The sequence below is a fragment of the Haloferax sp. ATB1 genome, assembly GCF_000730175.1.
Genome location: NZ_JPES01000079.1, coordinates 99,377 through 115,072 on the forward strand (window position 1 = coordinate 99,377; position 15,696 = coordinate 115,072).

10 protein-coding genes and 4 pseudogenes are annotated in these 15,696 nt (G+C 57.9%); all 14 read left to right on the forward strand.

Annotation, left to right across the window (positions count from 1 at the left end; translation table 11 throughout):
- Positions 1-2: 2 nt before the first annotated feature.
- The 14 genes and pseudogenes from ATB1_RS12825 to ATB1_RS12890 all read left to right on the forward strand — a co-directional run bounded on the left by ATB1_RS12825 (position 3) and on the right by ATB1_RS12890 (position 15,568).
- Positions 3-1,065 (forward strand): annotated as a pseudogene (locus tag ATB1_RS12825) (hypothetical protein).
- 2 nt (positions 1,066-1,067) lie between these two features.
- A complete protein-coding gene (locus ATB1_RS12830) occupies positions 1,068-2,189 on the forward strand; it encodes a hypothetical protein (protein WP_042664186.1) in 1,122 nt (373 codons plus the stop codon).
- On the forward strand, positions 2,182-4,386 hold the full coding sequence (locus tag ATB1_RS12835; RefSeq protein ID WP_042664188.1) for a VirB4 family type IV secretion system protein: 2,205 nt from the start codon (positions 2,182-2,184) through the stop codon (positions 4,384-4,386). Before ATB1_RS12830 ends, ATB1_RS12835 begins: the two co-directional genes overlap by 8 nt.
- Positions 4,379-8,221: an ATP-binding protein gene (locus ATB1_RS12840; protein WP_042664190.1), complete on the forward strand. Its 3,843-nt coding sequence runs from the start codon at positions 4,379-4,381 to the stop codon at positions 8,219-8,221. The genes ATB1_RS12835 and ATB1_RS12840 overlap by 8 nt, the downstream gene beginning before the upstream one ends.
- Positions 8,218-9,102 carry a DNA primase gene (locus tag ATB1_RS12845; RefSeq protein ID WP_042664192.1) on the forward strand — a complete coding sequence of 295 codons (885 nt, stop codon included), beginning with the start codon at positions 8,218-8,220 and terminating at the stop codon, positions 9,100-9,102. The genes ATB1_RS12840 and ATB1_RS12845 overlap by 4 nt, the downstream gene beginning before the upstream one ends.
- Positions 9,099-10,611: pseudogene (locus ATB1_RS12850) on the forward strand (primase-associated protein). The gene ATB1_RS12845 and the pseudogene ATB1_RS12850 overlap by 4 nt, the downstream one beginning before the upstream one ends.
- A 546-nt stretch (positions 10,612-11,157) precedes the next feature.
- The gene (locus ATB1_RS12855) at positions 11,158-11,586 is read left to right on the forward strand and encodes a hypothetical protein (RefSeq protein WP_042664194.1); all 429 of its coding nucleotides are present in this window, start codon (positions 11,158-11,160) and stop codon (positions 11,584-11,586) included.
- 149 nt (positions 11,587-11,735) lie between these two features.
- Positions 11,736-12,263, forward strand: a pseudogene (locus ATB1_RS12860) (sugar-specific transcriptional regulator TrmB).
- A 62-nt stretch (positions 12,264-12,325) separates the two neighbouring features.
- On the forward strand, positions 12,326-12,724 hold the full coding sequence (locus ATB1_RS12865; RefSeq protein WP_004043161.1) for a type II toxin-antitoxin system death-on-curing family toxin: 399 nt from the start codon (positions 12,326-12,328) through the stop codon (positions 12,722-12,724).
- 18 nt (positions 12,725-12,742) lie between these two features.
- A complete protein-coding gene (locus ATB1_RS12870) occupies positions 12,743-12,928 on the forward strand; it encodes a hypothetical protein (protein ID WP_004043160.1) in 186 nt (61 codons plus the stop codon).
- 704 nt (positions 12,929-13,632) lie between these two features.
- Positions 13,633-14,193, forward strand: coding sequence for a hypothetical protein (locus tag ATB1_RS12875; protein ID WP_241768063.1), 561 nt, complete (start codon positions 13,633-13,635; stop codon positions 14,191-14,193).
- A gap of 248 nt (positions 14,194-14,441) precedes the next feature.
- Positions 14,442-14,693, forward strand: a complete 252-nt coding sequence (locus ATB1_RS12880; protein ID WP_042662470.1) for a ribbon-helix-helix protein, CopG family — start codon at positions 14,442-14,444, stop codon at positions 14,691-14,693.
- Positions 14,690-15,153, forward strand: a pseudogene (locus tag ATB1_RS12885) (nucleic acid-binding protein). Before ATB1_RS12880 ends, ATB1_RS12885 begins: the two are co-directional and overlap by 4 nt.
- 124 nt (positions 15,154-15,277) lie before the next feature.
- Positions 15,278-15,568, forward strand: coding sequence for a hypothetical protein (locus ATB1_RS12890; protein ID WP_042662469.1), 291 nt, complete (start codon positions 15,278-15,280; stop codon positions 15,566-15,568).
- Positions 15,569-15,696: the final 128 nt, after the last annotated feature.

The following is a 15,696-nucleotide window of genomic DNA, read 5'->3' on the forward strand; positions in this document are numbered from 1 at the left end:
GTATGGTTGATCTCATTGACGTCGTATTAGAGGGTTTCAAAGACATTGTTGGTTGGATTATTGGGCTCTTCATGGATGCCCTGTCAACAGGGTACAATACACTTTCCGAGGAGATGTTTGGGACTCCGACGCCCCAGACTGATGGCGTATTCATTTTTGGGGAACCAGCCAGTGAGCCGTGGTTGACAATCCGAGATGCACTCGTTGGTGGTGAGATAATGCTCATCGCATTGTTATTGCTCGTCATCTGCGTCCAAGCCCGGCACACTATCCGAATCTTCAATGTTGGTAGTGCCTACGAGGCCAGAAAAACGAAGAAAACTGCATGGGTTGGTGCGTGTTTGATTGTTGTTTGGTATTGGGCTGGTGTTCTTTCGCTTTATCTTATTGATGGGTTTACTCTCGTCCTTACTCCCAACTATGGATTCTATTCGGAATGCTATGTTAGGCTTCCTTGGTGTAACGATATCTAACCCTGCACTCTCTCTGGTGTTTGCGCTAATTGGCGGACTCTCTATGTGGGCTCTAGAAGCACTATTCTATATCCGGAAGATTCTGGTCTATGTCTATCTCTACGCGATGCCGGTTGCAATCGCACTCGGGTACGGAAATGTGCCCGTCGTCTCTGACGTTGCAATGGGGTTCTGCAAGCGGTTCGTCCCTCTCGCTGTTCTCCCCTTGCCTGCTGCAGTCGTCTTCAAAGGTTATGACCTGATCTACGGTGGTGGAACAATGGTCCCACAGACCGACTTCCTGAAGTTCTTAGTCGCAACCTCGCTCCCACTAGTTGCTCTCTACATTACGTGGAAGACGTTCACGTACGCGACGCCCCTCACCGCGAAGGTGATTGGTGGTGCAACGCGAGGCGCAGCCCTCGTCGGCGGCGTCGCAGCCGGCGCGTATGTTGGTGGCGCTGGCGTCGCGACGACGGCCGCCCGCTGGGGACCGAAAGCTGCCGCCGGCCAAGCCCTCGCCCAGCGAGCAGCCGCACAGCGTGACTCGACTGATGACAGCGACGGACTGCCGTCGTACCGTCGGACCGAAAACGAACCCCGCACCCGCTAACCATGTCGACAGATCAAGACACAGCCGCCCGGCGTATCATGGACCAGTTCGGCGAAGCGAGTCGCATCCCCTACCTCAACATCGAAGAGGGCGACGTCGGCGTCCTCATCGCCCTCCCAATCTGTGGGTTGCTCCTCGCCGGCCTCACTGGCGTTGAATCACTCGCCGTCCCGCTTATCGCAAGCGGCCTCGGGATGGGCGCGGCCATCGTCTACGTCGCGCCCGACCATTTGAACGCGTGGACCTGGACGAAAGACGTCTATCGCTACGTCAAACGGCCCCGGATTACGTTGAGTGCGCCAGCCCATCCAGACAGCCAAACAAACGAAACCGTGCGCAATGAGGGCGGGCTCGCGAACTACACACCATTCACGCCGGACGAGCGAACCCAAGACCTCACGAATATCGAGCGAGCGTGGCCCGGCGCCGGCGCGATTCAGCGGACTGACGGCGCCATGGAAGCGTTCATCGAAATCGACCCGGGGAACATGGACTTCGCGATGGCCGACGACTGGGCGCAACTCCAGGATGCAGGCGCTGAGTTCGCCAACAAAGAACTCGACTCGAAGCTCAAACTCCACGCGACAACCCGGTCATTCCCGGTCGAGCAGATCACCGAGACGATCGAGGAGCGACTCAACGACGAAGACGTCACACAGAACCCGATCTTCCGGGAACTCCTCGAAGAGTATCGGGAGACGCGGCCCAAAGAGATGCGTGACCGCGGCATTCAGCAGGTTCGGTACTATATCGGGGTGGAAGTCACGCCGCTCGAAGTCTACGACCGATACCGCGACGAAGGAACGCCGGCTGAAAAGTTGACGCAGTTCCCCGTGATTGGCATCCTGTTCAACCCGTTTGTCACGCGGCGTGCGGACCTCTCAGACGCGGAGCGTCGCGCCCAGATGTTCGAGAAACTTGACGACCGTATCGCGGATGTCCGCTCCGAGTTCATCCAGCAGGCATCTGGCTGGTCCGCCCACCGACTCAGCACGGTTGAGTTGTTCGTTCTGAACATGGACTTCTGGAACGGCGAGGAACACGAGTTCGAGACCGCGACAGACGTGATTCGCGACCAACCAATTCTCGGTCGGTCACGCCGGGAGGAGGCATTCGATGCGTAACCTCCCGTTGCAGGCGAGCCGCGGTGTCCTTACTCAACTCACCCAGTGGGCCCAACAGCCGACATCACCCGAAGGTGCAGCACTCTATCTGGGGACCATCGTAGTCCTCGGTATCGGCGGGACAGTCCTCTGGCAACGATATCGAACCGACGACGAACCGGAAGTCGACCTCTCGGACGTCCTCGACGAAGAGACGCTTGAAGCGGGCGACGCAGAAGGCCAGCTCCTCGACAAGATTTCGGAGTCACACAAGACGGCAACGGCCCCAGCAGCGATTGAATGGGATACTCGTGCAGCTCGCGTCGGTGAACAGTGGACGTCGACGCTGTACATCGCTGACTACGCCGACTACCCGTACGACGGCTATCTGAGTGACCTCTTCGAATTGACCGACGTCAAGTTCGACCTCACAGCGCACATCACGCCGAAGAACCAACAGCGCGCACGAAACGAACTGCAAGATATCGCGGACGACCTGCAGGTCGACGCGGATTTAGAACAGAGCGTCCGGAGTGAGTATCTCCAAGAGCGGGCGAACGAAGCGGCGGCGACGTACAAGGCCGTCGAGAGTGGCGCGAGCGTGTTCGACCAAGGCCTGTTTGTCACCGTCCGCGCCGACGACAGGGACAACCTCCAAGATGCCGTCAGAGCAGTCAAAAGCGCGCTCCGTGACGAACCCGCGAACCTCACGCCGAAGACGGCTATCTGCCGGCAGGACCTCGCACTCCAGTCCGCCGCGCCAATCGGCGACAACGTCTTCGGCCGGGAGTCGATTGCCCTCGGTGGCGCTGTGGGCTCGCTTCTGGCGTCGCCACACAACGCGACGATTCTCGAAGAAGGGGGCGTCGAGTTCGGGATTCACAAGGACAACCAGAGTCCGGTCGTCATCGACCCGTTCGCCCGGGATAACGGCTATGCGATGTTTACTGTCGGCGACACCGGCTCTGGCAAATCGTTCGGTGCGAAAGAGAACTTCATCCGGTCGATTGAACAGAGCAAGGACCGCATCGGCATTATTCTCGAACCGCTCAACAACTGGGCGGGCGTCTCCGAAGCGCTCGACGCCAAGCGAATTACCGTCGGTGGGACGCTCGGACTGAACCCGCTCGAAATCCGCCAGACGCCCGAGCACGTCCAACGGGCAATGGGTGAGGACGCGAGTCCGTTCAACGAGAAACTCGACGACGCGATGAGCTTCCTGACGAATTTCTTCGCCCTCCGTGGCATCTCACTCGGTGACCGCCGAACGACACTCGAACTCGGACTCAGACACGCCTACGAGCGTCATGGCATTACGGATGATATCACGACGCACGGCAACCCTAGTCCGACGATTCGAGAAATGTTAGACGTCTTCGAAGAGATGGTTGACGACCCTGAGTCGTTCGTCGTTCGGTCGGACGCAGAAGCTGAGAAAATCAGCGACGATGCGACGTGGTTGATCGACCAACTGCGACCCTTCGAAGAAGCGGGCCGCTACGCGAATCTCGGGAAGGAATCGGAGTTCGACATCCGCGACGAGAAAGTCATCTACCTCGACCTTGCCCAGCAAGAAGGCAGCGTCGACAGCAGTACGGCCCTGACGATGCAGTTGCTCATCTCGCTCGTCTACGAGCGGGCGAAAGAGACGGACAAGGAGGTCGTGTTCGTGATCGACGAAGCGCGGTACATCATGCAGGACGCCGCGAGTCTGGCGTTCCTCGAAACGGTGTTCCGACACCACCGCCACCACGACCTCTCAATTCGACTGGTCACCCAGACCGTCGACGAGTTCTTCGAGCACGCTGAGTCCGAAGCCATCCTTGACCAGTGTGCCGTCAAGCAGTTCCATCGTCTGGATGGGATGGACGAGGAGTGGGCCGACGAGTTTGGCCTGAATCACGCCCAGATGCGGTATGTGCAGGACGCGGTTCCCGGGAACGAGGACGCTGGCTTTTCAGAAGCCTTGGTCGGCGTCGACGGCGAGTGGCGGGGTATCAGAGTCGAAGCAATGCCCAAAGAAAAGCAGGTCATCGATTTCGACCCGACCGAGCAGCGGCGGGTGTCGCTGCCCGGGGCTGGTGAGACAGCAGTTTCAGCGGATATTGAGGCCTTTCGGACGGAGTTAGCGCAGCACGCAACCAGTGAGTCACAAGACATGCAGACAGATTCAACAGCAGCAGACAACGGCCAGCTTGGAGGTACCGACGATGCCTGAGCGTGAGTATCTTCGCGTGACGCCGACATCGGAGGCACTCACAGCGCGTGGCATCCCGCAGACCCTTGAGAGTCTTCACAAACTGACCCCTGACAGCTCGGGCCTGCGGTCGAAACTCAACCCATTTACATCCGCGACACCACCGCGCTTCGAGTTCCTTGCGCTTAGTACGGGGCAAGACGCGCCGGTTGAGTTCTACTATGGTGCTGACGACTATCTCGGAACACTCGAAGAGCGGCTTCGGTCGATCTATCCGAAAACGTTCGACATCGAGCGTGTCGAGGTGGACGTCGCGTCGAAGCTGATTCACCCGGTTGCATTGTCTCACGAGGAGTTCGTCGAGCGGTACCAGCAGGGTGACCTGCAGTATGAGTTCACCGACGACGAACAGTATTCGGCTGCAGACGTCGACGCCGGTACACGACGCCAGACGGCGGCACAACCACAACACGTGAGTCTGGGGATTCACCGACGGGCTGCTGCCGACGAGATGGGTGGCAGAACGGCGGACGGACTGGTGTCGGTTGGAGAGACAGTTGTCGAACTCGAAACGACTGATTCGCTCGCTGACGAGGTTCCACCCACGTCGGTCGAGAAGCCGACAGTAGCCGCAGACGGGACGATTCTCGCCCGCCCCGCGGCCGACGCCGTCTCACCACGGGGCGTGCGGTGGTGTGGGTCGGCAGTTCGAAAGCAAGACTGGATGTCGTCGTTGACACCGCTGACTGCGACGCCCGACGAGAGCACGCTGCCGGCGGTCGACGAACCGGGTGCTGTGCTTGCGTCGCTGATCGACCACCTGAACGATGCGCGCGAACCGCTCGCGTTCCAAGTCGTGTTTCAGCGCCGAAAGAGCTGGCAAGCGGATGCGGAACTCCGCAAAGAGGACTTGAATGATGGCCGGGATACGCTGTCGCAGAAGATCCTTGGCGACTTGCTTGACCCCGAATTAGAGTACGAACGGCGGACTCGTGATGAGTTGAGTGACATCGTCGTCAAGCGGCTTGACGCGATTGATGCGGTCAATCCCAAACGCTCGTACACGACGAATATCCGGGCGATTGGCGTACCAACGAGTGAGGCTGGTCGCGACGCCCTTGATGACCGCCTGTCATCACTCGCGCCAGTGTTCGACCCACTCGACGGCCCGTTCTACGAGATCGAAGCGACGCGGCTTCGAGACCGTGGCTTCCGACAATCGAAGAAAGAACAACACGCGCAAGCAGCGCTCCAGCGACTCCTCTCGCGGGAGGTAACGACCGGACGCGGTAAGACCCGGCCGGGGTTAGTTCTCTGTGGGGCCGAGCTTGCGAACTTCATCTTGGTTCCGTCGTCGGACCAACTGACGGTCGAAGGAACGCGAGGGACGCGTGCTGAACAGCAGAGTCGTGATCCGCTTCCGTGGCCCAATCCCGACTTAGTCCAGCAGTTCCGGGAGGGGATGGCCATCGGGTATGCACTCGATGAGAACGGTTCGCCGCAACAGCGTCCGATCCGGATTCCGCCGAAGCTCCTGACGACACACTACGGTCGGTTTGCCTCGACTGGAAGCGGGAAGTCGAAAGCAATCATCAACGATGCGCTGTCGCTCCGTGAGACGACCGGTGGGCCCGTCGTTATCGTCGACCCGAAGGGCGACGGGATGTGCGCCAACTACCTTCGGAGTCATTACGAGCGCTTCAACGGGCTGGACGATGTCTACCAATTCCGCGTCCCCGAGACGATTCCAGCATTCTCCTTTTTCGACATTCGGCCGGCACTCGAAGCCGGACGGAATCGAGAAGACGCGATTCAGGACAAGGTCGACCACTTCCATGACATCATGCGGATGATCATGGGCCGCGAGCAGTATGGACAAGCGTTCGTTGCCAACGAGATCCTCAGCTACCTCATCAAGGCGCTGTTCGACGAAGAGTACGGAAGTGACGTCTTCGGGTTGGACGACCTCTTTGCGGCCGCACTCGAGATGCAGCGAGAGCGAACTGTGCCACCGGTTTCGGCAGACAACCGGAGCGTTGAGGAGTCGCTTACACGGCACTTCGCGAAAGACGATCACCAGTTCCAGGTGTCGATGGACGCTGTCGGGAACCGCCTCGACAAACTCAGAGAGGATGCCCACCTGCGACGGATCTTCAGCCATGTCCCGGAACAGGATGACAACGGCGAATACGTCGACAACCGATTCGACTTCCGCGAGTTCCTGGACGAAGACGCCACGATTCTGTTCGACTTGGGCGACCTCCGCCCGGAGGCACAGCGAGCGATCACCTTGCTCTTGCTGAGTAACCTTTGGGATGCGGTGCAGGTGCGTCGACGTGACGGGAACACGGACTACGAGAACCTCACCAACCTCATCATCGAGGAGGCGGCCCCCGTCGCAGCAACGAAACTCGTCTCCGAGCAGTTGCTTCCACAGGGGCGGTCGTTCGGTCTGAGCATGGGACTGGTGATGCAGTTCCCCGGCCAGGTTCGAAATCGGAACGAACGCGCCTACGATGAGGTCCTCAACAACATCAAGACGAAGCTCATTGGAAACATCTCCATCGAGCGTGGCCTCGCTGAATCGCTGGCCCACGAAGATCTGAGTCCGACCGACCTCCGAAATCGAATCAACACGCTCCCCAGCGGGGAGTGGATCGCACAACTGCCGAGTCCGTCATTCGGGGAGACGGGTCCAGCCCCGTTTTCGGTGAAGCCGCTCCCGATAGCGGCCGGGCATCCAGAAAGTGACGAGCCGTTGTCTGTCGAACAGGCGGACCACTTCGAGACCGTGGCCCTCCCGCGACTGTCGGAGCGAACACAGGCACAGTACGGACTTGATGAGACTCCCATCCAACCGGAGACGGCCGATGACGAGGGCTGGGGGAGTAGACCAACCGATGACCAGTCGGTACCCGCTGATTCAGCTAACTCGGTGGACTCGCCGCAGTCGTCGTTTATTGGACAAGCAACTAGTGGTTCAGCAAGCGACGAAGAGAAGCAAGAGAACGGCGCTGACACCACCACCTCCCTGTTTGGGAATACCGGGATGGCTGAGTCGGGCAAACCAGCCGATGAAGAAGAGCAAGCTGCTGTCGGCGAAAGTGGCTCCTCACCAGTACTGGCTGGTGGTGTAACCGTTCCAGATGACGAACTCCAGCGCCGCGGACTCACACACGGTGATGTCCAGTTCTTGGCTCGTGTCTTGGACGTGATGAACAGAGATGCACCAACTCACACGCTCCTGGATCATATGAGTGCGTTCAAAAGCGACTTTGAGAACTTGGACGTACAACGACTCGCCGAACAAAACCTGCTCGAAGAAGGGCGAGCCTGCAGTCGGAAATACTACACCGTCCTCCCGGCAGGGCGTGAACTGCTCGGACAGAAGCTCAAGGTCGGCCCTGGTCAGGGGGACATCGGTGAGAAGACACCGCACAAGGTCGGTGTGAAGCTGCTCGAACTGTGGTTAGACTCCCGCGACGACGTCGCGCAGGTCAAGCCGTACTACGAATACGATGAGGAGACGGTGTTCGACGTCGCCGGCTTCGACGCTGACGGGGAACTCGTGTGGGTCGGTGAAGCCGAACTCGCGAGTAACAACAAACACGCACCGGTTGACGACTATGACAAGCAGAGTGCGGTGGATGTGAACGCTGTCTGGGCGTTCAACAGACGCGAGACAGCCGTCGAGGTGTTGGACTGTCTCGCAGAAGCCGACCGGATAGAGCATAGCGTAGGCGGACGCGCCGCGCGTCGGTTCTCGGATATTCGAGAAGCCGTTGAATCGCTCAACGCAGAAGGGATGACGACGATTCGGAGCTTCAACAAACTTGACGAGGAGTTCAACACATGAGTTGGCGCCACGCAACCCGCGAGGAGATCTACAGGTACTACACAGAGGAGTTCCCCTCATACGTTGACGAACTCCCATCGTTCATCACCGCGAAGGGGCCGAAACAGTACGCACTCGCGTTTCGAGAACCACATCCGGTACGGAAAGACGGAGTCCCAGACAAGGACTTCATCCGTCGAGATACGTGGCAGACGAACGCCTCAGGTGACCGGACCTCAGCAGCGTTCCACGACTTCGACGACGTCCTCGAGTTCATCCGCCATCCAGCACGGAACGATCCACTTGGACGGAGCGACTTCGCGCTCGCCGATCCTGATCTGCTCGACAAACCAGACCCGCGTCCTGATGCGGTCTACTACGCCCTCGATCACTGGGAACGACCGTGGGTGCTCCTGATCGATATCGACGCGAAAACGATAGCCAGAGAGCGAGCAACACGGGTAGTGTCGGACGAGGATGGTTTGGGAGACAGCGAGGCACTGCTCGATTCCGCGGGTATTCTCGAGGCAGAGCCAGCAGGCTACCCGTATGCCTTCGAGGATATAGATCAGGCCATCGAGTACGGTTTCGAGGTGCGGGACATCTTCGAGGACGACTTCACCGCCGAGGAAACGATGGTGGTGTACAGCGGTCAAGGCGTTCACGTCTATCTTCTCGATACGGACCTCGCTCATCGGTACGACGCTAAGAGTCGAGAAGTACTGAACGACCTTCTGCAAGACACCTACGAGATTCCCATCGACCCAGTAGTTACCGCCGACCGCCGTCGGGTTGCTCGGCTCCCCTACTCGTTGCACACTGATGTCTGTCGTATCGTCACGCCGATTGAGAGCCCGAACTTTGACGTTCAGTCTACGATACCGGAGGTGCTCAGAGAATGACTCAGTCAACGCCTGTTGAGGACGAGCGGGCTGCCTATCGCGTTGCGACGCTTCCGCCCGAATATGGTACGACGCGGATCAACCAACTGTTCACCCGGGGCTACAATCGCTACATCGTCGACGGCGAAGAGCAACCAGGAGATCTACTGACCGACCTCGAACGGTTTGGGACGGCGGCGTTCAAAGAAGACGTCAGAGCCGACGCCGCAGAGGAGCCCTTCGTCGATAAACCTGGAATACTCGCTGTCCTCGCGACGTTGAGTGCTATCTGTGTCAAGGCACACCCGAAGTTCGAACACGCCCCACCGCGAACGGTGCAGGTCCTCTACGATATTCGTGAGCTCTACGTCAACAATCTCGCTTCCCTCCTTCGAGAATTCGGTGATGGGAGTCTCCAACAGGATATCGCAGAGGTGCTGTACGCAAAAGACCCCGGAGAGGACGGACCACACCCCGGTCGCGTTTGTACGGGGATCAAAGAGATGCCCGAGTTCGGTGAGGGGTTGTATCTCGAAATCCCGATGGCCGCAGCATCGAGGAAGTGCCTCGTTCACGCCGATACTGAGTCCGGAGAAGCCGGGGAACTGCTCACTCGCGTCGAGAACAACTGCCTCTATGTGCCCGTCGGTTGATTTCGACACGAAGTATCGCGAGTACGCCAGACGTGCGTTCAAGAAGCTCCTGCGGGTCCAGGAGGAGAACCTCTCTGAAGACCAGCTGACGTGGCTAACGACGAACGAGTCGGCCATCACAGAGCGTATCGACCGCTTCATCGAGACGGGACACCACGAACGAATCTGGCGAGATTGGAACCCCGGTGAACGGACCATCCGTGTGCTCAGAGACGCGATTCGAGACGCTCCAGACGAGGTCGTCTCACTGGGAGAGTTCCACTCGGCGAAGGAGCTGTTTGAAGCAGTGGAGGCGTACGACCCAGAAGCGAGCTGGAAGCGAGACGTGTGTAATCGCATCTCGAGTCCTCGGAGTCTCGGAAACCTTCTCGCATCCCAGCGCGACCACCGGAGTCTGACCATTCGAGAGCACGGAAGTACGAACCATTATCGGATTCAGGAGTCTTCGCGTGGCGTCCAGCCTCTCGACGTCGAGTCAATCAAGGACCTATTCGAACTCCCGTGTATGGCGAACATGGCCGAACGTCTTCACGAGAAGAAACCAGTCCGAAAGGACCTATACAACTTTGCCCGGATGGTGATGTGGCTGCCACAGTACCAAAACAGCGACCTTGAGACGATTGTCACAGACCTCAAGGACGTCTTCTCCCGGTGGCCTTGGTACGACGAACAGCTCACCGACTACCAGATTCGCTACGAGTTCTCGAACACCATTGGAGGCGACACCCCGCTTCCGATGAACTGTGACAACGACGATATGCAGCGGTACTGCATCGGCCAGGAGCAGTGCCCCTACTCAATCTGGGGAAGTCTCCCATTCCCAGACGAGATGTATGACCAACTAAGTGGAACGGAGGGTAACGGAAACGAGTTCTAACGCAGACAGACAACTATCAGTTATATTACCATTATTAGCGGACAGCGATGTGACGGAGATTGAAAACCCGTCATGCACTTTTCAGGCTTTCAGTCGACCAATTTGGACAAGAATGGGTATCGTGCTGGAAGGATAGTCTCGCAACTCATCAGTTGGGGTCGGTCAGTTCTGCTAGGGCTTGATTCTAATCTGACCCCAATCCTCTCGAATACGGGGCTTTCAACACCTCGTCAAGCACAATCTCGCTGAATAACCATTTTTCGGAACCCGTCGAGGACATTAGTAACGCCTAGGAACTGCCCGACGGACCTCTTGCTAAATCTAAGGGCGTTTCAACTCTCTCTGCACCTCCAAAATCATCCAAAGGAAGACTAGGGTACACGGGTGCAAACGCCGCTGGCTCTCTTCGGGTGAAGGGCCATCAAACGACGAGCGTCTCTCGCAAACATGTCAGAATCAACTCATTAGGTGACGATGGGATCCGCGGTGGAGTTTGTCGCCCCCAAGAGAGACGAGGGGGCCGTCGTAGTCACCCACTCAACAACCATGTCTTCCGACTACGAGCAACAGCGATCACGACTCCCTAGCGAGCACACTGAACATCCGAGCGAAGAACCGTGGGCAGATCTCGAACTGTCGCTCCCCCACGGCAGAAGTCCAACTGGCATCGTCTCATTCGTCGAGCGTGTACTCGTCGAACTCACCCACGAAGACGTCGGAGCCGAGTTCGTCTCGACGAGCGTAGCAGGCGTGAAGCGGATACAGTTCATCGCCGTCGACGACGTCGGCCAGCGGTTCCAGAAGCGGTATTTCGACGAACGTCTCGGCTGGGACGAAACAACAGTCAGCCGTAAAGCAGTTCGTGAGGAGTTGGTCAACCGACTCTCGCGGTCGTCACTGGGCAGTGATGTAGGTCAGCATGGCGTCGTCGACGATCAAGACAAATTCCAGGTGATGCCAGTTCCGGAGCTGTGAATTCAGGAGTGATGTCTTAACCAACAATAGCACAAGAGAATAACGTCTGTTGGTTAAGATTGTGGTATGCGGGTAGATCCCGCCCCGCACAAAGACAGGAAACTATTCCCCGAAGTGAGAACTATATCCTGTGGCACGCAAGAACAAGTATGTCCAACAGCGAGTCTCCAGACGGCCCGCCTTCCTTCGAGGATGCGTTTCGTGGCGACGACGTTGAGCAACGCATCTACGGGACCATTCTCCAGACTCGTGAGCCGACGACAGCAAGCGCCATCGCCGACGTTGCCGACTGTGACCCGAAAACGGCTCGGAAATATCTGGGCTGGTTCAGTGAACTCGGTATCGTCACGCGCCACGACGGTCACCCGGCCACGTACGAGCGCAACGACGCCTAATTCGAGTGGCGGCGAATCAACCAGCTCGCGGCCGACCACTCCATCGAAGACCTCCAGCAGCGCGTTCGGGAACTGAGCTCGCGGATTGAGGCGTACGAGGACACGTATGGTGCTCCGACGCCAGCGGCCGTCGACGCCATCGCCGCTGCCGAATCGGGCGACGACCGGACGATTGACGACGTCTACGGTGACCTCGGCGACTGGGCGACCGCCCGGGACGAGCGGACACGCTACGAACGTGCCCGTCAGCAACGCGCCCGTACCGACTGCCAAGAGAAATGACGGACGTCGAGTGTTACAACACGAAAGAAACGACTATTGGCTAGCGCGAGAGAGTCGCAATTGTGACTGACGACGTCGCGTATCCTTCGGTCGAGCTCATTCTCGATCTCCACGAGCAGATCGTTGACGAGGGCGACGCCACAGAACCCGGAATTCGATCGGAGGACGCAATCGAATCTGCAGTGCAGTACGTCTCTGAAGGATACTTTGGGGAGGTTCCACAGACACTGCATGAAAAAGCGGTACATCTGATGCGGCTTCTTGTTGCGGATCATCCGTTCGTCGACGGGAACAAGCGAACGGCGCTCCGAACGGTAGTCGTCTTCTACATGCTGAACGGGTACACGTTCGACTACGGTGACGAAATTCGCGCCTTACTGCACCGCTTTGCGACCGATGAATCCGCCGTCGACACTGAGACCGCAGTGATCTACTTCCGAGCGTGCGCTCGTCGCAACTGATAAAGGGACACACAGAGTATGTTCGACACAGAGATGGCGTCCAGCACCGATTCCTCGGCGACGGTCGATGAAGAAGTTCGCCGATTATACGAGCGGTATCAGGCGGCCGATAGCGACGAGGAACGTCATGCGATCGCCCTTGAGATGGGGAAACTTGACGGACGCCGCCACGCAGAGATCTACGCCGCACTCGAAGACGAGTAAGCCAACAGAATTCTTCCGACTCCCCGCCGACTCGCCCCACCCCCGGCGACGACGCTTCGTGGCTGACCGACCATCGCGACGTGCTTCGACTCGTCCTCGACGACATTGAAGACCGGATAGCTGCCCTGTGAAGTGAGTAAGAGTCACAGTCTCGCATGGGTTGTTTATCGGCGTCTCTAGAACACTTTGCGTTTTAGTGTCTTGCAGTCCACCGGGTTCTGATGAATTCGCAGAACTGCAGATCCTGTACGATGCGAACGAGACGCGATACGTCTCTTCAACGCCAGAAACATGCAGCACGTGACAGCATGCGCAGCGTGACTCACTATGGCTGATCCCAATCTCTTCGACGACACGAGTGTTACTCCACACAGTTCGAGAAACTATAGCTCGCTGTCTTTGACCGCGACTGAACGGTCAACCGCGGTGCAGGTAGAGTGTCCTACACTCTCTCCCGCTTCGCTGGTTACTGTGGTCAAGACCAAGTCGTGAAGTCGTGTCACACGCCGCAAACCGTGCCAAGGGCGACATCGCCCGTCTCTGGAGGCTCACTCAGATTAGATTTATTACTACCACAGCTGTTAGCGTTTTTCGTGCACATTGACAGAACTCGGATTCGTCGACTTGCAGAGCGACTCGACGAGGAGGGTGTCGTCAATCGGCATCGTCGAGAGACACGATCGGAATTCGAGCTCGTCTATTCTGTGTCGATTCCACCCTCCACGGAGGACTTAGATACAGTCTTCAAACGCGTGATTCAGGCCCGCTCTCAACCCCTGGGCCAAGAAGCGTACGAAATACTCGTGGCCAACATCGATCCCACTTCAGTTCTCTCCTTGGACAGCCGAGACGAAGCGTTTCGTCGACTATATGAGCAGAAACACATCGGTCAGAAGATCGCCAACGAGTTCCTTCGCATTGCCGTTGACGTCCTCAATGTGAATCCCGAGTGGCGCAATGACCTTCACGTCGCCCTCGATACGAATATCCTCCAAGCACTCGTGAAGACTGGAGGAATTCGGCTGAACTCCTCGGAAGCAAATCGGTCGGTCGGACGTCTCGTCAACATGGATCCCGATGCTGACCCGAACAAACTCATCGGGTACAACGATCTCCAAGACGCATTCCAGGACGCAGCGGCGCACATTGATCAGCCTCGTATAGTCTTTGACGAACTATGGACCGAACACCGTTCGTTCATTGCAGACCCACTCCTCCGTCCACAGAGCATCTTCGCCGACTTACTCATTGAGAAATACCTATAGTTCGGATCTGTTGCTGTGTCTCGGGGTTAGTTTCTGTTGCTGTCTAGTCGTGATGACACCTCCCTCGCAGCTACTTCTGCTCACTCCGTGGTGCAACCGCTACGCGCCAACGGAACCCCATCTCGCGAAGAGTGGGGTTCGGACGATGTCGATGTGAGAATGAACGAAACGGTTGTCCAAGGTCGTTTCTGAGACCTCCCATAGGGTGTCCACAGATGTTTACGCCACCACAGAGCAATCATCTACCCATGGCCACGGATCTTACTGAACGGGTGCAAGAAATCGCCGAAGCGCGGGGCATCCCCGAATCAGAGATCCTTGAACAGGCGTTGGAACGCGGCGTCGAAGATCTCTGGGTTGACCTCGTTCTCTCGCGATACATAGACGACGAAATCGACCGCGAGACCGCAATCAACCTCGTCGGTCGAGACCGCGTCAAACGAGCAGAGCAGGAGGTACAGGCTATCGAAGACGACGTTCGGTGGGGACTGAATGCGTGATCCTCGCGGTTGCTGATGCGGGCCCTATTATTCATCTCGACGAGATTGACGCGCTTGCTTGCTCTCGGTCGTCGATGAGTTGTTGATTCCACAGACTGTCTACCAAGAACTCGAGGCGGGAACGGTCCCACCTGCGCTCGAAACCATTGAGTACGAACTAGTCGAGAGTGACACAACTGATCTTGGCGTCGAGTTGGATCCCGGTGAGACAGCTGCACTCGCCATCGCATCTGAACGCGCTGCCGTACTCCTGACCGACGACCTTGCAGCACGAGACGCTGCGAACGATCGCGATGTGGAAGTCCATGGCTCGATTGGGATTCTCGTGCTTGCGTTCACACGGGGAGAACTCGAGAAATCAGCGGCGGCTAAGCTGATGCGAGCACTCCAGACTGAAACGAGTCTCTTCGTTACTGACGCTGTGGTTGAGCACGGTATCTCACTCCTCGATGAGTGCTAATTACCGACGACGGCAACGTTGTCGGCTATCGCAACCTGCAACTGGACTGACTCTCCGACTGGGCTGTTTCTCGTGCACACCGTGAGACGTACAGCACGCAATAGGGTGCGCTGCGTGACTCTCTATGCCTAGTCCCGATCCGCACGACGACACGAGTTGCGACTACGAACAGTTCGAAAAAGAACAGCTTATCCAGGACCGCGATGCCGGCAGCGTCGACATGGCAGACCTTGACGACGGAACGGCCCAGTACATTGTCAGCGAGCTCATCGACGCGGACATCGTCACTCCGGTCCCCGAGGACCGCGTTCTGGTTCACGAGCCGAGCAGCACTGCGTTTGGCTCAACGATGCAGCTGGCCGTCTTCCACCGTGGCTGGACGGCTGGCCGCGGTGCTGACGTGGACGACGAGTGAGACAGCAGACGCTCACGGGGTGTCCCTTTTTGTGACACCCCCGCCCGAGACCGAGACTAGCGTGGCCCACACCAAGACAGGACGAATGGGTCACTCATTCGGTCTGCGTCGACTGCGCAGTCCAGTCG

What these genes read in the sequence shown, in the direction of transcription:
- ATB1_RS12845 (WP_042664192.1), top strand. Translation starts at nt 8,218, where the DNA reads ATGAGTTGGCGCCACGCAACCCGCGAGGAGATCTACAGGTACTACACA.
- ATB1_RS12835 (WP_042664188.1), top strand. Translation starts at nt 2,182, where the DNA reads ATGCGTAACCTCCCGTTGCAGGCGAGCCGCGGTGTCCTTACTCAACTC.
- ATB1_RS12870 (WP_004043160.1), top strand. Translation starts at nt 12,743, where the DNA reads ATGTTCGACACAGAGATGGCGTCCAGCACCGATTCCTCGGCGACGGTC.
- ATB1_RS12880 (WP_042662470.1), top strand. Translation starts at nt 14,442, where the DNA reads ATGGCCACGGATCTTACTGAACGGGTGCAAGAAATCGCCGAAGCGCGG.
- ATB1_RS12855 (WP_042664194.1), top strand. Translation starts at nt 11,158, where the DNA reads ATGTCTTCCGACTACGAGCAACAGCGATCACGACTCCCTAGCGAGCAC.
- ATB1_RS12830 (WP_042664186.1), top strand. Translation starts at nt 1,068, where the DNA reads ATGTCGACAGATCAAGACACAGCCGCCCGGCGTATCATGGACCAGTTC.
- ATB1_RS12840 (WP_042664190.1), top strand. Translation starts at nt 4,379, where the DNA reads ATGCCTGAGCGTGAGTATCTTCGCGTGACGCCGACATCGGAGGCACTC.
- ATB1_RS12890 (WP_042662469.1), top strand. Translation starts at nt 15,278, where the DNA reads ATGCCTAGTCCCGATCCGCACGACGACACGAGTTGCGACTACGAACAG.